16 protein-coding genes and 1 pseudogene are annotated in these 17,176 nt (G+C 70.5%); 2 read left to right on the top strand and 15 right to left on the bottom strand.

The window, feature by feature from the left end:
- Window positions 1-242: 242 nt before the first annotated feature.
- Entirely contained in the window at window positions 243-1,427 is a 1,185-nt protein-coding gene (locus ACNAYW_RS12420; protein ID WP_415850006.1) for a DUF7373 family lipoprotein, read from the top strand.
- Between the two features lie 58 nt (window positions 1,428-1,485).
- Window positions 1,486-1,683 (top strand): annotated as a pseudogene (locus ACNAYW_RS12415) (hypothetical protein); the annotation flags it as partial.
- Between the two features lie 11 nt (window positions 1,684-1,694).
- Here ACNAYW_RS12415 and ACNAYW_RS12410 read toward each other — a convergent pair.
- The 15 genes from ACNAYW_RS12410 to ACNAYW_RS12340 form a co-directional block, all read right to left on the bottom strand.
- The gene (locus tag ACNAYW_RS12410) at window positions 1,695-1,892 is read right to left on the bottom strand and encodes a hypothetical protein (RefSeq protein ID WP_415850010.1); all 198 of its coding nucleotides are present in this window, start codon (window positions 1,890-1,892) and stop codon (window positions 1,695-1,697) included.
- A 100-nt stretch (window positions 1,893-1,992) separates the two neighbouring features.
- Window positions 1,993-2,388, bottom strand: a complete 396-nt coding sequence (locus ACNAYW_RS12405) for a hypothetical protein (protein WP_415850005.1) — start codon at window positions 2,386-2,388, stop codon at window positions 1,993-1,995.
- Window positions 2,385-2,801, bottom strand: coding sequence for a hypothetical protein (locus tag ACNAYW_RS12400; protein ID WP_415850004.1), 417 nt, complete (start codon window positions 2,799-2,801; stop codon window positions 2,385-2,387). Before ACNAYW_RS12400 ends, ACNAYW_RS12405 begins: the two co-directional genes overlap by 4 nt.
- Window positions 2,798-3,184, bottom strand: coding sequence for a hypothetical protein (locus ACNAYW_RS12395; protein WP_415850003.1), 387 nt, complete (start codon window positions 3,182-3,184; stop codon window positions 2,798-2,800). Before ACNAYW_RS12395 ends, ACNAYW_RS12400 begins: the two co-directional genes overlap by 4 nt.
- Complete coding sequence (locus ACNAYW_RS12390) at window positions 3,184-3,363, bottom strand: hypothetical protein (RefSeq protein WP_415850002.1); 180 nt, start codon at window positions 3,361-3,363, stop codon at window positions 3,184-3,186. The genes ACNAYW_RS12395 and ACNAYW_RS12390 overlap by 1 nt, the downstream gene beginning before the upstream one ends.
- Complete coding sequence (locus ACNAYW_RS12385; protein WP_415850001.1) at window positions 3,360-4,676, bottom strand: glycoside hydrolase family 19 protein; 1,317 nt, start codon at window positions 4,674-4,676, stop codon at window positions 3,360-3,362. Before ACNAYW_RS12385 ends, ACNAYW_RS12390 begins: the two co-directional genes overlap by 4 nt.
- Window positions 4,673-5,488 (bottom strand): cutinase family protein, encoded by an 816-nt coding sequence (locus tag ACNAYW_RS12380; RefSeq protein ID WP_415850000.1) that lies wholly within the window; start codon window positions 5,486-5,488, stop codon window positions 4,673-4,675. Before ACNAYW_RS12380 ends, ACNAYW_RS12385 begins: the two co-directional genes overlap by 4 nt.
- Before the next feature lie 69 nt (window positions 5,489-5,557).
- On the bottom strand, window positions 5,558-5,917 hold the full coding sequence (locus tag ACNAYW_RS12375; RefSeq protein WP_415849999.1) for a hypothetical protein: 360 nt from the start codon (window positions 5,915-5,917) through the stop codon (window positions 5,558-5,560).
- Between the two features lie 14 nt (window positions 5,918-5,931).
- Window positions 5,932-6,876: a glycine-rich domain-containing protein gene (locus ACNAYW_RS12370; protein WP_415849998.1), complete on the bottom strand. Its 945-nt coding sequence runs from the start codon at window positions 6,874-6,876 to the stop codon at window positions 5,932-5,934.
- A gap of 104 nt (window positions 6,877-6,980) precedes the next feature.
- Window positions 6,981-7,175, bottom strand: a complete 195-nt coding sequence (locus ACNAYW_RS12365) for a hypothetical protein (protein ID WP_415849997.1) — start codon at window positions 7,173-7,175, stop codon at window positions 6,981-6,983.
- A complete protein-coding gene (locus ACNAYW_RS12360; RefSeq protein WP_415849996.1) occupies window positions 7,172-9,436 on the bottom strand; it encodes a hypothetical protein in 2,265 nt (754 codons plus the stop codon). Before ACNAYW_RS12360 ends, ACNAYW_RS12365 begins: the two co-directional genes overlap by 4 nt.
- On the bottom strand, window positions 9,433-9,816 hold the full coding sequence (locus ACNAYW_RS12355) for a hypothetical protein (protein ID WP_415849995.1): 384 nt from the start codon (window positions 9,814-9,816) through the stop codon (window positions 9,433-9,435). Before ACNAYW_RS12355 ends, ACNAYW_RS12360 begins: the two co-directional genes overlap by 4 nt.
- Window positions 9,813-11,552 (bottom strand): Gp37-like protein, encoded by a 1,740-nt coding sequence (locus tag ACNAYW_RS12350; protein ID WP_415849994.1) that lies wholly within the window; start codon window positions 11,550-11,552, stop codon window positions 9,813-9,815. The genes ACNAYW_RS12355 and ACNAYW_RS12350 overlap by 4 nt, the downstream gene beginning before the upstream one ends.
- A gap of 4 nt (window positions 11,553-11,556) precedes the next feature.
- Window positions 11,557-12,714 carry a hypothetical protein gene (locus tag ACNAYW_RS12345; RefSeq protein ID WP_415849993.1) on the bottom strand — a complete coding sequence of 386 codons (1,158 nt, stop codon included), beginning with the start codon at window positions 12,712-12,714 and terminating at the stop codon, window positions 11,557-11,559.
- On the bottom strand, window positions 12,715-16,941 hold the full coding sequence (locus ACNAYW_RS12340; protein ID WP_415849992.1) for an aggregation-promoting factor C-terminal-like domain-containing protein: 4,227 nt from the start codon (window positions 16,939-16,941) through the stop codon (window positions 12,715-12,717).
- Window positions 16,942-17,176: the final 235 nt, after the last annotated feature.

Below are 17,176 nucleotides of genomic sequence, written 5' to 3'. Positions count from 1 at the left end.
CCCGAAACCCACCCGAAACGATCTGGGCGCTGAGCCCGTCGGATCGCATCGACGATCGCGCCATCCTGCTCGGGCGCCGGCGGCGCGCCGCTCCCCCGCCCGGCCACCGCGAGGGCCCACCAACCGCGCGCGCGGACGACGGCGTACCGGACGAGATTCATCGGGCTCATACCCATTAGACGCACCAGCCCGGCGATCGGTTCCCTCCCGCCGCGCCGATGGGTCTGCAACAATCTCGCGTCATGGGGAGACGTCACGGTTGGGCCGTGGGCGCTGCGCTCGTCGCGGCGCTCACGGGCTGCACCACCAGCATCCCGGGCACGCCCGTCGCCGACACGAGCGCGGAGGTACGACTCGACACCGGCGGCTACCCGACCTCGCCGCGGCAAGTCCCCACCCGCACCGGCGCCGACGTGCGCGTCCAGCCGTCCTTCGAACTCGGCGAGTACCTCATCGTGCCGCCCGACCTGCAGGCGGGCTTCGACGACGGCGCGAAGACCGCGGTCCCCAGCCTCCCGTCCGTGGTGGCGATCGCCGCCGACCTCGGCGAGAAGCAGGCCCTGATCCTGGCGCACGACCGCTACGTCGGCGGCGCGATCTCCGCGAACCAGCGCGCGGCCGAGCCCGGCGTGGCGGAGCCGCCGCGAATGACCACCTATCTGCTCCGATACCAGACCACGAAGGCAGTCGACGAGGTGTCGGCCAAGATCAAGGCCCTGCCGAGGACGACCGCCGAAGCGAAAGGGCTGCCCGGCCGGCCGGAGTCGTTCGAGGCCCCCGCGGTCTCCGATGGCAGCGCGCCGGTCTGGTACATCCCCCGCGGCGACTACCTGCTCGGCGTGGCCTTCAAGGGCATCCCCCGCGCCGAGGCCGAGTCCCTCGCGAACCGGTGGGTCGACCGGCAGATCCCGAAGCTCGCCGAGTTGAAGCTCACCGCCGACGAGATGCTGTCGATGCCCGCCGACCGCGACGGCATCCTGTCGTACACGATCCCCGGCGTCGAGACGATCGAGGACGTGCAGTTCGAGCTCGGCTACATGAGGCCGCGGACCTGGGCTCAGCTCGTCGTCACCAAGTGGGCGGACTCCATCGCACTCATGGAGCGCGCCGGCGTCGACCTCGTCGGGTCCGGCGCGACCAAGGTCTTCCGCGCCCGCGACGCCGCGTCGGCGCGGTACTACGCCGACGCGGAGCGCCAGACCAGCAGCTCCTACGTCAACACGTACACCACCACCGCAGCACCGGCCGGCGTGCCGGGGGCGCGGTGCGGCACCGGCAAGACGACCGCGAACGGCACCGAGCGCGCCTACTACACGTGCAACGTCGTCGTCGGCCGCTACTACGCGCAGACCGGCTCGGTGAGCACCATCCAGCAGGCGCACCAGCAAATCAGCGCGCAGTACCTGATCCTGCAGAGCGCGAAGTAGCTGACCGACTCGGGGGTTTTCGTACTTGAAAGGGAACCCCGCTGTACTGTCCCCGTCTGTGAAGAAGATCGCATCCATCGCCCGCGCCGGAATCGGCGCCGCCGCAACAGCCCTCCTCGTCCTCGGTGTCGCCCCCGTCGCCACCAGCCAGGCTGTCCCGAGCCGGTGCGGCTCGAACTACTACGAGAACGCGGCCGGCAACTGCGTCAAGCGGCCCTCGAGCCCCGCGAGCAGCGCAGGATCTCGAGTCCGCTGCCAGGACGGCACCTACTCGTTCAGCCAGACCGCCAGCGGCACCTGCTCCCGGCACGGCGGCACGGGCGGGCGGGCCTCGACGGCGAAGCCGACGAAGCCCCGCACGAGCTCGGCCAAGCCGACCAAGCCGCGCACCAGCACGTCGAAGCCGTCGAAGTCGCGGACGTCGACGTCGAAGACGAAGCCCCGCACGTCGTCGGGCAAGTCCACGAGCAGCCGGTCGTCCAGCCGTCGCTGAGCCCCGCACACGACGAAAGCGGCCCCACCCCTCGAGAAGGGATGGGGCCGCAACTATGCGCACCGGAACGCGCTACACGAGGTCGCGCAGCCGGTCTGGTGGCTCGGGGATCGGGACGTCCGGGGCGTGCCGCCGCAGAGCATCGATCAGCACTCGGATGTAGCCGATCGCGTCCCATCGGAGGCGCTTCTCCGCGGTGAGTTCCGCCTCGAGGCGGTCGAGACGCGCGGTGAGCTCCTCGTAGTCCTCGTGCACCGCCTGGTACATCTCCTCGAGCCGCTTGATCTCCGCCTGCGACACCCGGTAGCTGGCGGTCGCGGGCTCGCGGCCGTGCCACCAGCGCGCCGCGGCACCGAGGATTCCGGGCGCGCGGGACGCCGTCTTCGACAGCAGCGCGGGCGGGCCCACGAGCAGGAAGATGATCAGCCACACGAGCGGCGGGATCCCCGCGGGCGCATCTGCGGTCACCGACGCACTCCCCTCGTCTGGTCGGCGTAGCCGAGCGCGGACAGCCACGACGAGAACGCCACGATGAGGTACACCCACGGCCCGCGGAATCCGCCGAGTTCGTCGATCTGCGACGAGCCGACGCCGACGGCGAGTGCGAACCACAGCACGCCGGCCACGTACAGCCCGGCGATGCAGGTGCGCGGCCACCGCGCGACGTACCCGCCGACCGCGAGCACCCCGGCCAGGATGAACCCCAGCCCCCACACCATCGCGGGCACGGACTGCTCAACGACGGACTGCGCCGCCGCGTTCTCGCCGAGCATGAAGTCCGCGCCCGCGACCGGCGACGCCGACACGAGCAGGAACATCGTCGGCCACCGGTAACGCGGCGGCAGCAGCGGCGACCACGTACCGCGCCGGATCCGGATCACGACGGCCAGCCGAGCCGCCGGCGCACCGCGGCCTGCGCGGCGTCGATGCCCTGGTTCAGCTCGGGCGGCAGCGGTACGCCCGCCTGCACCTGGTCGACGATGCTGTCGGCCTGCCGCTGGGCCTCACGGGCGGCCTTCTTGGCGGCGCGCTCGGCGACGATCACCGGCAGCGTCGGCAGCGTCGCGACGTCGGCCGCGCTCGCCGCGCTCTTGAAGATCGACTGCGCGGTGGTCAGCAGCACGGCGGCGCCGAGCTGCAGAAGGTCCTCGCGCGTCGACGGGAACACGACGAGCACAGTGAGCGCGGTCTGCCCGGCGGTGGCGACGGCCCGGTTCACCCAGCCGGGCGCGAGCAGCGGCCCCTTGACGGCGTCCTTGAACATCAGCGCGCCTTCCGTGCGATCGAGCGGAGGTTGAGCACCCACACGAGGCCGTCGACGAGCACGGCGACCGCACGCGAATTGAGGATCCGGCGCGCGCGACTCGGCGCGGCACCGACGACCGCCTGCACTGCGGGGTCGAGGTACTCGGGGAGCCCGTCGAACGGGCGGCGCCGCGTCACGGCTTCACCCCGGCGGCCGCGGCGAGCGCACGGAGAATGCGGCCCTGCTCGGCCACCTCGTCGCGGAGCTTCTCGTTGTCGCGGCGCATCTGCTCGACCTTCGCGTCGTTGAGCAGCACGTAGGTCGGCAGGTCGGCCTTGAACGGGGAACGCTGGCCGGTATCGGGGTCGACGTACAGGGACTGGTACTGGGTGTCGGACATGAGGAAGCCTCCGTCGTTGGTGGGTGGGAGCAGTCGCTCGCCGAGCGCGAGGCATCTGCTCCACCGCGCGCGTCGGTCGTCGATTCCGTTGGTGCCGCCGTTGATCGCGCGGGTGGCACCGTCGAGATCCCGCGCGTCCGAGAGGCGGTTGAGCTGCGGGCGCGCCGCCGTCCAGTACCAGACCGGGCCGATGAACCCGTACCGGTCCGACGCGAGCTCGGCCGGCTGGTCGACGAAGAACGACGGCGACGGCACGAGCCCGCGGCCGAACGCCCACTGCGAGCACGCGGTGTAGTTCGCGCGGCCGGTCACCTGGATCGGGCCGCGCCCCTTGAAGCGGCGGCCGTCGCCGGGCTGCGAGTTCCCGAGGTCCGTGCGCCCCTCGTACGCGGAGCCGTCGGCGATCTCCTCCATCCAGCGCAAGCCGCCGGACTCGTGGCCGAGCTGCGCGCACCACATCGCGGCCCGGTTCACGTTCGTGATGCCGGCGGCACGCATCGCCTCGACGAAAGCGGGGTGCAACGCCGCGTACCGCTCGCGCGGGAGGCTGTTGCCCATCGCGTCGGCGAGGCTGTCGACCGTCATCCCCACCGGGGCCGCGGCGGGCTCGAGACGGGCGTCGAGGTACCAGAAGTCGTGGAACAGCGGATCGTTCCACGCGCGCGCCCCGTCGTACAGGAACACGCCGTTGCCCTGCGACTCCCAGTCAACGCCGCGCACCGCCTCGACGACCGGCCCGCCCGGCGCGTCCATCGTCATCAGCGTGCACGCCGTGTGCGAGTAGACCCCGCCGCCGCCATGCTGCAGCCCGACGAGCATCACCGGCTTGAAGGGCAGCGCGGCGACGCCGCCCGCGGGCAGCCGCTTGAACCCGAGGTCGAACACGATCTGGTGGTTCAGGCGGAACGACTCGGTCGAGCCGTAGCGGTTCCCCGGCCAGTCCGCGCGGCCGCCGTACCAGGCGGCGGTCTGCAGCACGAGCCCGGAGCAGTCGGTGGTGTCGCGCGGGTTGCGGGTGAACGCGCCGCCGTACCCGTACGGCAGGCCGGCGCGCGCCCGCGCAAGGTCGTGGACCTCCTGCGCGCGCTGCCGGGTCACGGTGAACGTCATGATGCTGCCTTCCGGTCGAGGTCGTAGAGGACGTGGTTGGCGACCTGCTGCAGGTAGGTGCGGCGGATCCCGGGGATCGGCCACGCGGGGTCCCCGTAGCGGGTGTGCAAGTGCGGGTAGCCGCGGATCTCCTCGACGGCGCGGGCGCCGCGGGGCGCGAGCTCGAGGAGCGTCGCCGGGTCTCGGCGGAACCGCTGCCACCATCCGGCGTTCTGCCACGCCTGATTCCGCGCGAGCGCGAGGAGCTTCCCGGGCCAGGCGATGACGTCCTGCCAGGTGAACCCCATCCACTCGGAGAAGTCGGCGATGTCGCGCACCAGCGAATCGGGGGTCGCGTCGCAGATCACGTCGCCGCGGATCGAGTACCAGCGGGCACGGACCGTCGTGATCGGTCGCTGCCCGGCGACGCCCCACCCGTTGAAGTTCCGCGATCCGGTGGCGCCGTTGCTGTCCGTGCCGGCGGGGCGCAGCGCGTCGGCGACGAGGTACACGCCGACCACCGCGGCGGCCAGCTCCGGGCTGAGAGCCGCGGCCACGTTCCCGGCGACGACGGCGCCCTGCGAGTAGCCGACGATCACGACCAGGTACCCGCGGGTGACGTAGTCGCGGACCACGGCGAGGAGGTTCGTCTCGCCGACGGTGCGTGAGCGGCCGTAGCTCATGGGCAGCGCGTACTGCCGCGGGTAGTCGATCACCTTCGTTTCGACGCGGCCGGGCGCCAGGCGGCCGAGTTCGAAGATGACGCCGCCGAGCATGCCGGCGGCGGGTTCCCCGGTGCCGGGGACGATGAGGACGACGGTGGGCTTGGGCATGGCGGACCTCCTGGTACGCGAGAGCCCCGCGCCGTGGTTCGCGACGCGGGGCTCGAAAGGGTGGGCCGGTCAGCCCTTGAACTTCATCCGGGGCGGGAACGTCACCGGCAGCGGCTGCGCGTTCGAGGTGAGAGAGGCGTCGAGCGGGTACCCACGCAGGTACGTCGAGCCGTTGTAGATCCCGTAGTGCGTGGCCGTCGTGGACGCCGGCAGGGTGAAGTCGGTGTTCGAGCCCGCGACCACCGCGTACCCGGCATCACCACCGGAACCCATGGAGGAAGTCCCCCACGTAGTGGTCGCCGAAGCCGGGGTGGTGGTGATGACGTTCGCGCCGGTCGTCCCAGGATCACCTGAATGCAGGCGGATCGTGTTGCCGCGGCCCTTCATGTAGTCGAGGCCCGCGATGTTGTCGGCATCAGTTGCGGTCATAGTGTTGTCTCCGTTCAGGATTGACGTGCGTAGAAGGATGCGCGGCCGTTGCCGCCCGTGCCGCCTCGAGTGCGGGAGCCGAAGAACCCGCCGTTGCCGCCCGCGCCCGCGCCACCAGGTGCGCTGCCCGCGCCTGCGTTACCGGTGCCGCCCGCGCCCGCGGGGTAGTTCTGGCCGGCGACCGTCGTCGCGGTCGAGCTCGCGCCGTTCTGCCCGGACGAGACGGTGCCCGAGCCGCCCGGCGATGTGATGCTGCCGCTCCCCCAGTTCGCGGTCGTGGCTCCGCCCGGGTTCGGCGCTGCGTTGTCGGAGTCGGCGGCCTGCGCGCCGCCCGCACCGACGGTGCCGGTGATCGTCGACTGCGACCACGGGATGTCGACGCCGCGCTCAAGGGTGCGCACCACGTAGGCGGCGGCGTTGCCACCCTTGCCTGCGGTGCCGATCGCGCCGCTGCCGGTCTGCCCGGACGCTCCGCCTCCGATGATCGCCTGGTCGATGAACCGGGACCAGCTCGGGATGTCGTAGCTGTACGCGCCGGTAGCGGTGATGTCGGTGCGCTCCGCGCTGTGCGCGGCGAACGCGGGAAGCCCGCCGCCGGTGAGGAGCAGCGCCCCTGTGGCGGCCAGCCGCACGGTGGGGGTACCGCCGCCGGTGAGGACCAGCGGCCCGGAGCCCGCGAGTCGCCCGACGGGCATGCCTCCGCCGTCGAGGAGCATCGCGCCGGTCCCCGAGGCACGCAGAGCCAGACGGCCACCACCCGAGAGCAGGAGTTCCCCCGCCCCGGACAGCCGCGCGACCGGCAGCCCTCCGCCGGTGAGGAGCAGCTCCCCGGAGGCGTCCAGGCGCGCGAGGATCGCCGCGTCGCCCGTGAGGAGCAGTGTGGCCGTGCCGGAGGCTCGAGCGCCGATGCGGCCACCGCCATCGAGGAGCAGGGCGCCGGTGCCTGCGAGGACGTGCACGACCTGCCAACCACCACCGCCAGAGGCCGGCGGCGCGACCCGTTCGAGGGGCCACCCGGCTCCTCCTTCGCGCCCCGGCACGGTCCGTTCCGCTGTCCAGGGCATCAGGGCACCAGCCAGGGCATGGCCTCGCGGACCAGCGCGGCGGGGCTGCGCCACCATCGGCCATCGCGGTAGACGCACAGGTCGTCGCCGTTCTCGTGCACGGCGTACATGTCCGGGTGCGAGGCGGGGAGTTCGTTGACGGTGCCGACGTAGTGGTACGCGGCGTCGTCGCCTGGCGCGACGTCCGATGTCACCGGAACGCCTCCGCGATCAGAGCCTCACCACGCCCGCCGTTGCCGCCGTTGCCGGGGCCGCTGAGGGTCGACGACGTCGAGCCTCCTCCGCCGCCACCGCCGCCGGGGATGCCGCCGTTGCCGCCGTTACCGCCCGCCGAGGTGCTGTTGATGCGGTTTCCGCCGCCTCCACCGCCGGAGCCTCCCGTGAGGACGTTGTCGTCGGTCGGGCCGTCCTGCCCCGCGCCGCCGTTGCCGCCCGAACCGCCCGAGCCCCCCGCGCCGCCGACGGTGCGATATCCCGGCTTACCGGCGCTGCCGGGCTCTGCCGCGCTCACCTGCCCGCCGGTGCCGCTGATCCCGCCGACCAGACCCGCGCCGTCGCCGCCGTCGCCCGCGGCCCCCGCGAACACGACTCCGATCGACGATGGGGTCCCGCCGCCCGCGCCGGACGCGATCGACAGCAGCGACCCGAACGACGTCGTGCCGCCGAGGGATCCGTCCGCGCCCGCGGTCGTCGCCCCGGCCCCGCCCGCGCCGATCGTCACGGTCTGCGACGCGCCGACGTCGGCCGGGTTGAAGCGCTGCATGATGAACTGCCCGCCACGTCCGCCGGTCGAGCCTGGACCAGCCCTGTACGAGGCGTTGGTCGCGGTCCCGCCGGACGCGTACGCCGCATTGAAGCTCGTGGGCGTGGGCGGCCGGCCGCCGCCCTGCCCTGCGGCCTGCAGTCCGACGTCGGTGTAGACGCGCTCCGTGCAGCCCGCGGGGATCGCGGACCGGTTCCACGTGCCCGTCGAGGTGATCGACGTGTACACCACCGTCAGCCCGTCGACCGTGCCCATCGTGACGGCCTGCTGCTGCACCGTGCCCTGCACCGCGGTCGCGGTGTCCTGCGCGCCGTTGGCCGTGGTGCGGACGCCGAGGAACGAGTTGATCAGCCCGTCGAGCGCGGGGATCCCCGTCGACGGCGCGGTGCCGTTGTTCCCGGCGTCTGTGAAGCCGGTGAGGAACTTCGTCCAGTCCGTCTTCGGCAGCAGCGCGGCGAGTGCACCGCCGAGGCCATCGATGTTCCCCTGCGGGATGCTGGACCCCGGCCCGAAGACCTTCGCGACCTCGGTCTCGAAGTGCGACAACGAGAACAAGCTGCCGAGGATCCCGCGGCCGTTCATGAACTTGTCGATGACGTTCTGCACGAAGTTCCAGGCGTCCGAGATCCCGTCGCCCAGGTTCGACAGCGCCCCGGTGAGCCCCTCGATCCACTGCTGCGGGAGGGACTGCGCGGGCATCCGCAGCCACAGGTCGTCGAAGTGCGCCGTCCCGCCGGTGCCGGCGGCGTAGCCCTCCATCCGCACGTACACGTAGGCGGTGTTCGCGGGCGCGGTCCACGAGGTCTGCATGACGGTCTCGAAGTCCGCCGACGTCGGCCCGGACGGGGTGACGGTGCCGATCACCTGCGACCCGATGAGCTGGTCCCCCGCGTTGTACGCGAGCACCCGCAGCCCGACGGCAGGGCCGCCGGTCCCCGCGTAGCCGTCGAACCGCACGTAGCCGCCGAGGTCCAGGGGCTGGCCGGGCGCGACCTCGATCGGGTCGGAGGTCCGCACGTGCTCGGCGCCGTCGAACGTCAGCTTCGCCGAACCGAGCCGGGTCCGGCCGACGGTGGCGTCGTGCTCGAACGCGTCTCCCGTGGGCACCGATTCGGGCTTGTCGAACGACTCGAGCCAGTTCTTCTCCTGGCCGGGCTCGGCGCGGTGGATCTGGCCGAGCTCGATGAGGCCGCCCGTGAATTTCGACACGAGCGCGGAGATGACGCCGAGGATGTGCTGCGGCAGCTCGCCGAACAGCTTCCCGGCGTCGATCTTCCCGTCGGGGCGCAGGAACGCGAATAGCGCCTTGATCTGCAGCAGGACGGGGTCGTCGCCGTCGTAGGTGCCGAAGATCGCGTCGAGGAGGTCCACGAATTGGCCGACGAGCGGCAGGCCCTGGAAGAAGTCGTGGATCAGGTCGTCGAGGTCGGCGGGGTGGCTGATGTCGTTGGACGTCGAGTTCGACACGACGCGCATGAACTCGCTGAGGATCCCAGTGATGATGCCGACGGGGGTGAGCGCGGACAGCGGGGATCCGGCGGGGGTGCCGCTGACGATGCCGGGGAATCGGCCGCCGACGGTGCTGCGGTACTTGCCTGCCGAGTAGTCCTGCAGGACACCGGCGATCCCGGTGTGGGTGAACGCACCCTGCGGGATGTCGCTGCTGCCGATGGGGAGGTTAGGCGACGTCACTCGACCACGACCTTCGCTGCTCGCGCGGCCTTCGGGACCTTCTTCGGGATCGGCGGCGCTTCAGCGACCCTGGCCTGCACCTCCTCCGTCTCGACCGCGTGGTGGTTCACCTGCTCGGGCACCTCGACCGCGCGGGCCTGCGCGCCCTCGCGGAGCCACGCCGGTGCGTGCACCGCGTCCGGGTCGATCGCGTCGGTCTGCCGGACCCCGTACGCGAGCAGCTGATCCGCGATCGGCTGCAGCATCGGCGCCAGCGTCATCGTGGGGACCTCGCTCGAGGTAATCAGCGCCGACGACAGCGCACCGACCAGCGCCGCGCGCTGCCCCTCGAGGTCGTCGAGCTCCGGGACCTTCGTCGTCGGCTTGAGCGGTTCGGTCATCCGAGAACTCCGATCGTCTGCAGGCCGGACATCGCCTGGCCGACCAGCTTGGTGAGTTTGTCGAGGGCGTCCTGCTTGGTGCGGACTTGCCCGAAGTGGCCCTGCCACGCCGCGTCCCGGCCGTCGCCCCACGAGAGGTCGAGCTGCCGGCACCGGGACATGTAGACGTTCGCGCCGAGGTGCTTGAGGGTGGCGCCGACGCGGTCGCCGAGCCACCAGTGCCCCTGCCCGCGGTCGCCGATGAGCCACGGCGAGCAGTCCTCGACGGTGAGCGTGAACGCGACGTCGGGGTCGGTCTCGCGCTTGCGGCCGCGGAGCGCCATCACCGCGGACGGGGTGAACGCCTGCATGGATCCGTTGGCGGTGGTCTCGAGGTAGTGGCCCCAGCCCTGGTCATGCGCGCGCAGCAGCAGCGGCACCTGCATGTAGGCGAGGATCGAGTCGCGGTAGATCGGGTTCGCGACGGAGTCGATGAGGCCGCCGAGGGAGCCGATGCCGTAGCCCTGCCAGTTGATGTTGTCGCCGAGGACGTCGCCGCCGTAGTTGATCGCAGCGGAGATGACTTCGTTGACACCGGGCATCGAACGGCCGCCGACGGTGATCTGGCAGGCGCCGCCCTGGGTGCGGGTGAAGTCGATGGTCTGCAGGCCGGTGACGATGCCGTCGCGGTAGATCACGTACGGCTTGCTCTTGTGGGTGCCGAGCCACCCGGCGATGTCGTAGCCGGTGGACTCTGTGGTCTCGCCTGTGAACAGGTCGTAGGAGTCCTCGACGTAGTTCGACGTGTAGTTCGCGATGCCGCGCACGAGGCCGGTGACGAGGTTGCCGCCGAAGCTGGTGCCGGTGAGATACCCGCTCTTGTCGACGATGTCGACGAACAGGGTGCCGTTGCGCCAGCCGGTGCCGGCGCCGGGCCACGGCTCGGGGTCGCCTTCGAACCAGCGCCACGTGATGATCTGCTGCTCGGCGTCCTCGAGGATCGGCTGCGCGACGGTGAGGAAGTCGGTGAAGGCGCCCATGATCAGCGTCGGCGGCGACACGTCGGTGAGGAACGCCGACGGTACGACGACGATCTGGCACTCCTGCCAGAGCTCGAGGAGCTGCTCGGCGTTCCAGTTCGCGGGGTCGAGGAGGTCGAGGAACGCGCCGAGGTCGATGTTGGTGAGCTGCAACCGGAGCAGGTTGCACATCAGGGTCAGCTTGAGGCCGTGGATGCTCTTGTCGAACAGGAACCAGACCTTCGGCTGCTGGATCAGCATGGCAGGCAGGAACGGGTTGGGTTGGATCTCCACGTTGCGGAGCTCGTTGATGTCGTCGAAGAACTCGGCGACGACGACGTCGCCCTTCTCGGACCGCTTGCAGGTGGCCTTCTGCAGGCGGCCGGCGATGCGCCCGCCGTTCTTGTCGATGCTGATGTGCACGTTGCGGGTGCCGCGCGACTCCTCGTCGAGGATCCAGTGCGCGAGGTACGTGCCGCGGGGGTTGTCGAAGTCGATCGGCAGGGTGACTACGTGCGCGGCGACGTCGTTGAGCTTGATCGACGCGGTGCCGCTGATCTCGCCGACCGACCGGCCGCGGTAGTTGTAGTCGCCGTCCTGGAACCGGACGAGGGGCCGCTCGGCGCGCTCGTCGATGCGGGTGCGGCGGACCGTGCGCGACCAGTCCTTGAAGTCGGCGAGGGTGCCGCCGGGGAACGGTGCGCGGGTGTCGACCCACGCTTCGAGCAGAGGGGGCATGGCGCTACTCCATCCCCGACTCGGCGGACCACAGGCGGCGCTGTGTGAGGATCGCCTGCGCGCCGGCGGCGGCGTTGCACACGATCGGGACGACGGTCTCGGGCGTGTACGGGGGCACTCCGTACATCGGCATTACGCCGTTGAAGTCACCGGCCGCCGTGGACAGGTCTTCGTTGACGTAGGGGTCCATCATCGGATCCGCCATCACGCTCAGTCGCTGGGTGAGGGGTGGGGTGACGATCATCCGGGCCGCGTCGGCGCCGGCCGCCCGCTTCCACAGGCGCTCCTGCCCGTAGCTGAAATCGGGGAACTGCCACTGCCCCAGGTCGAAGTCCCATTCGTTCCACTGGATCTGGTCGGTGGGGTTCTCGATGGTGAAGTACCCGATGCTCGCGCCCTCGGCCTTGACGCTGCCGCGGGTCATCCCGGCGCCGTTCGCGGTGAGCGTGCCCGTGACGCCGGTGAACACGAACGTCCACGGGCCGCCCGCCGCGCCGGTCACGGTGACGTGCCCGGCGCCGACGCTCGAGAGCGCCTCGACGGCGGTCTTGACCGTCGCCGCGGTGGCGGTCACCGCGATGTTGCCGGTGGTCTGCCCGCCGTAGGACAGGGTGAAGTTGCCCTGCGGGCCGCCGAGCAGCCCGTTCTTGAGGGTGACGATGAACCGGTCGTTCGGGTTCGTCCAGGTCTGCACGTCCTCGGCGGACTCGTACATCGGTTGCTCGGCGAGGACGGTGACGACGGCGCGCGCGTACCCGTCGATGTTCCAGTCCCGCTGCGGGCTGAGCTTGATCTCGGAGGCGAGCTGCACGATCAGCCACCGCGCGCCGGACAGCTCGGACGTGTACGTCCACTTCACCTTCCGGCGGTCGAGCGGGGATCCGAACAGCTTCCGCAGGTTCGAGATCGTCTTTTCGATGCTCTGCCCGGGCATTTCGTAGCAGTTGATCGGCAGCACCATCTGCCGGATCGGGACGGTCTGGCCGGTGACGCGGCCGCCTACCTCGAAGTTCCCCGACACGGTGCGCGTGGTGAACTCGGTGCTGAACATGCCCGTTGGGGACTGGTCGAGCTCGAGGCCCTCGACGCCGAAGTCTCCGTTGCGGTCGGAGAGCTTCGCGTACCCGCGGGAGGACTCGATCTCGATCTTCGCCTCGTTCATCTACAGGGTCCCCAGCACGGCGGCGCGCTGCTGATCCGACTTGGTCTGTGCCTGCATGAATGCGTCCTCCACTGTCGCGGTGCGGATGTAGAAGTTGGTGTCGCCGCCCTGGCCGCGGCCACCGGAGTCGTGGTTCTGCAGCGCGAACCGCGTCGACGGTGCCGGGGTGGGAGGCATCGGCGTGGTGACGCGTGCGCCCGCGTTGATCGCCTCGAGGGCGGGCATGTGCAGGGCGGCCTGGGCGGCGTTGACGACGTACTCGCCGGCCGAGAGCCATGCGGGCACGAGGTCGGAGCGTCCGCCGCCGGGTCCGAAGACGAGGCCGCCGTTGGCGTAGTGCCCGTTGGCCTGCCAGAACGCCCACGCCTTGTCGGGGTCGCCGTAGCGGTCCTTGATGTACTTCGCCATATACGACGCCTGCTGGCCGAGGTCGTCCGTCTTGGTGCCGCCGACGGTGGCCCACGTCTGGTCCAGGAACTGGCCGAGCCCGTACGCGGTCGAGCTGGGGTTCTGCGCCTTCGGGTTCCAGCCCGACTCGCGGTTGATGATGTTCACCATCGCGGGCCACTGCTCGTCGGTGAATCCGGCCTGCCGGAACGCCGCGTAGACCGTGTCGTGCGTCGCCTGCTCGCCGCCCGTGTAGCCCGCGTTGGGAGGCGCGCTGAGGGTGCTGCTGAGCGTCTCGACGGGCGTCTTGGTCGTCGGGGTGCCCTGCTGGCCGGTGAGGGGCAGCGCGGCGCCCGGGCCCGCCGTCGCCGTGCCGTTGGTGGTGCTGGGCGTCGACGGGGTGCCGACGAGGTTGCCCAGGCCGGGGATGAACTTCCCGACGAGGTCGCCGAGCGGGTTCGTCTGCGTGCCGCCCGTGCCGCTGGTCGGCGTGACCGCGGCGCCGGTGCCGTCCTTCTTCACGATCTTCGACGGCACCGAGGCGAGTGCCGTGACGATCGGCGGCATCGCGTCGGGGATCCCGAAGACGTCGAGGAACGAGGACACCTGGCCCTTGAAGAACGCCTCGCCGAACACGCCGGCCACGTCGGACCACGACTTCGGGCCGGACCCGGTCGACGTCGTGGTGGTGCTGGTGGACGGGGTGTACTTCTGCGGGTCGTTGCGGCCGTCCTGCTCGTCGCGCTTCGACGGGTCGTAGGCACCGTCGGTGCTCTGGCCGTCGACGGTGGCGGGCTTCGCGTTCGGGTCGACTGCGGCGGGGAAGACCGCGGCCATGTCGACGACCTTCGATGCGGCCGTGTGGATGTGGTCCATGTGCTGGGCCATCAGCCCTGCGTCGTAGATCCCCTTGGCCTGCACATCGGTGCCGGAGGCTTCGACCCCCCCAGCGTTGTAGTACTGGTACTTGCCGTCCTCGAGGCCGAAGATGATGCTCTTGAGGCCGAGCGCGACGCGGTGCTCGAACAGCCACTGCGCGATCTCCAGCGATGGTTCGATGTCGAGCGCGAGGCCCTTCGGGTGGTCGAGGCCGTCGTCTTCGTGATCCGTCTTGGCGGCGTTGAGCTTCGCGTTGGGGAACTGCTTGCGGATCGCCTCGAACAGCGACAGGTTGACGGTGCCGCCGCCCATCCGCGCGCGCTCAGAGTCGGTGACCGTGCCCACCGCGCCGCCGTCGGCGAAGCGCTGGGTGTTCAGCTGGTCGAACATGCCGACGCCGTAGTGCGCGACCGCTCCCGCGTTGATCACGTACTCGCCGTTGGACAGCATCGCCGGGATCAGGTCGGCGCGCGGCCCACCCGGGCCCGCGATCGAACCACCCGCGGCCTTGAACAGCGGCAGGTCCGGGGTGTCGATCGTGAAGCCCCTGCCGCCGATGATCGGGATGTTGTCCGGGACCTTCATCGAGATGTGGAAGTCGTTCCAAGCGCCGACGATCCAGTTCAGAACACCCTTGAAGCTGTCCCTGATGCCGTCCCAAATCCCCAAGGTCGCGTTGGTGATACGGCCCGGCAGGCCCGTCACGAAGTCGACCAGGCCGTTCCACCGGTCCTTCACGTCGTTGACGAAGTCCCGGACGCGCTCGGTGAGCTTGTCGTAGTCCTTGCTCATCTGCTGCAGGCCCTCGACGACCTTCGGCATGATCCACTCGATGAACCGCGTGAACCACTCGATGAGCGTGGTGATCACCGGGACCAGTAGCTTCATCCCCTCGATCAGCAGGGGGAGCATCTTCACGCTGATCTCGGCCAGCGGCGGGAGCATAGGCAGGAACGCCTCGACGAGCTTCAAGAATGCGTTGATCAGCGGGACCATCAGCGGCGTGAGGTCCTTGACCGCCTGGGCGAGGACGGTGCCGATGACCTGGCCGACCTGCGCGAGCACGGGTGCGATCGCGTCGATGACCGGCTTAAGCGCGGAGGCCAGCTGCTGGATGAACGGGGCCACGGCGGCGACGACCGCGCTGATGATCGAGATCATCGGCTGCAGGATCGCGTTGAGCAGCTGCATGAACGGGTCGATCAGCGGGACGACGGCGGCGACGAGGTCACCAAGCAGTTTTCCGAGCGACGGGAGGATCGGCGCGAGACCGTTCGCGAGCGCGGTGATCAGGTCTCCGAGGGGCTTCGCCAGCGGCACGAGCGCGGTGCCGAGCGCGGCGATGAGGTTGCCCAGCGGACCGAGCGCCGGACCGAGGCCCGTCGAGATCGCCTGGATCAGCTGCCCGAGGACGGGCAGTACCGGGGTCAGCGCGGTCAGGAGCTGCGCGCCGATCTGCCCGAGCGACGGACCGAGCTGCCCGAGGGTTGTGCCGAGGACCGAGAAGAACTGGCCCAGCGCGGGACCGGCCGCCGCGGTGGCGTCGGTGACCATCTGCACGATGCCGGTGACCATCGGGGCCATGCCCTGCAAGGCGCCGCCGATGCCGTCGATGAACCGCTGCATGGTGCCGTCGGCGGCCATCTGCTGGAACGCGCCGGACAGGCTGCTCAGGGTGCTCTTAAACGCGCCGTTCATGTACCCGGCGATCCCGGTCATCGTCGTCCGCAGGCCCGGCATCGTCTGCTGCGCGAACTGCGTCACGCTCGCGCCGAGCCCGTCGAACATGCGGTCCTGCACCGCGAGCCGCAGGTTCTTCCACTCCGGAGCCAGCGCCTTCATCTGCGTGACGAAGTCCCGCGCGTTCGGCGAGAGCTTCGCGAGCGCCTCGGCGTACTTGTCTGCGCCGGCCGACGCGCCCTTCTGCGCGTCGGCGAGGTCGCGCATCGACTTGGCGAGGTCGGCCTGCGCGTTCACCAGCGCCTGGTCGGCCTTGACCTTCTTCTGCTGCGCCTCGGTAACGATGTCGGATCCGCCGATGCCCTTCGCGTTCGCGGCCGCGGTGTCCTCACGCTGGTCGGCGGTGGTGGACTTCGCCTCCTTGAGCCGCTGCGTCGCCTCCTTGACCCGCAGGTCCGCCTCGGCGCGGTCGAGACCGGTCGACTTCCCGTCGCCGTAGGTCTTCGCGCGAGCCTCCTGCGCGCGGGCGAGCGCGATCTCGGCGCTCTCCTGCGACAGCTCCGCGTCGGCGAGCTGATCGTTCATGTCGCGGAGCGCGCGGGACGCCTCCTCGTAGCTCTCGTTGAGGTCGTCCTGCGCGTTCTTGGCGTCGCGCTGGGCATCGGCGACGCTCTCCTGGGCGCGCCGGACCCCGTCCTGGGCGTCGGTGATCCGGTTCGCGGCCGCCGTAGCGTCCGACGCGGAGGTGTTCGCGGCGTCGCCCATCGCCTTGAAGGCGTCCTTGACGCCGGACAGGCCGACGGCCGCGGTTCCACCGATGCCGGCGAGGACGCCACCGAGGGCGGACGCGGCACCGATGGCGCCGACGAGGGCGGGGACGAGCGCGGTGATCGCCGCAGCGAGGCTGCCGAACCGGACGGACCCCATCGACGAGAGGCCGCGCTCAGCGCGCCCCGCGTTGTTGGTGATGTTCGTGATGTTGTTGTTGATCTGCGTGAAGTTGCCGCCGTTGACGTTCACGTTGATGTGCGCGGTGCGGTTCCGGGCGAGCAGCGCGAGACGCGCCTCGGCCTCCTCGGCCCCGTCGAGCTCCACCCGGATTCGGGCGGTGCGCTCCCGCGCGAGCGCCTCGAGCTGCGCGCGCGCCAGCGACACGTCCGCGTCGACGTCGATGCTGTACTCAATGCGGAAGCGCTGCAGCTCAGCGCGGCACTTCTCCGCGAAGCCGTCCAGCGACGGCGTGATCTTGATCGTCGCTTCGCCTGCAGAGTACGTCGCCACGAACACCTCCTCCGGTACGACGAAGCCCCGGGTCACCGCCTTATGGCGGCCCGGGGCTTCCAGGTCAGAATGTTCAGTTCGTCCGCTGGTGATCCGCCCAAAGCGGTAGCATCTGCCGACCACCTGAAGTCATTGGGAGACGGATCATGGGGATCATTCGGAAGACGATGTCGGTCGGCACAGCCGGTCTGGTCTCGTACCGCAACGCTGACGAGCGTTCAGCGAAGTACGCCAA

This window comes from Tsukamurella ocularis, from assembly GCF_965138335.1.
Lineage (GTDB): Bacteria > Actinomycetota > Actinomycetes > Mycobacteriales > Mycobacteriaceae > Tsukamurella > Tsukamurella ocularis_A.
This window is presented reverse-complemented; position numbering and strand designations above follow the sequence as displayed.

What these genes read in the sequence shown, in the direction of transcription:
- ACNAYW_RS12420 (WP_415850006.1), top strand. Translation starts at nt 243, where the DNA reads ATGGGGAGACGTCACGGTTGGGCCGTGGGCGCTGCGCTCGTCGCGGCG.
- ACNAYW_RS12395 (WP_415850003.1), bottom strand. Translation starts at nt 3,184, where the DNA reads ATGTTCAAGGACGCCGTCAAGGGGCCGCTGCTCGCGCCCGGCTGGGTG.
- ACNAYW_RS12385 (WP_415850001.1), bottom strand. Translation starts at nt 4,676, where the DNA reads ATGACGTTCACCGTGACCCGGCAGCGCGCGCAGGAGGTCCACGACCTT.
- ACNAYW_RS12380 (WP_415850000.1), bottom strand. Translation starts at nt 5,488, where the DNA reads ATGCCCAAGCCCACCGTCGTCCTCATCGTCCCCGGCACCGGGGAACCC.
- ACNAYW_RS12375 (WP_415849999.1), bottom strand. Translation starts at nt 5,917, where the DNA reads ATGACCGCAACTGATGCCGACAACATCGCGGGCCTCGACTACATGAAG.
- ACNAYW_RS12355 (WP_415849995.1), bottom strand. Translation starts at nt 9,816, where the DNA reads ATGACCGAACCGCTCAAGCCGACGACGAAGGTCCCGGAGCTCGACGAC.
- ACNAYW_RS12350 (WP_415849994.1), bottom strand. Translation starts at nt 11,552, where the DNA reads ATGCCCCCTCTGCTCGAAGCGTGGGTCGACACCCGCGCACCGTTCCCC.
- ACNAYW_RS12345 (WP_415849993.1), bottom strand. Translation starts at nt 12,714, where the DNA reads ATGAACGAGGCGAAGATCGAGATCGAGTCCTCCCGCGGGTACGCGAAG.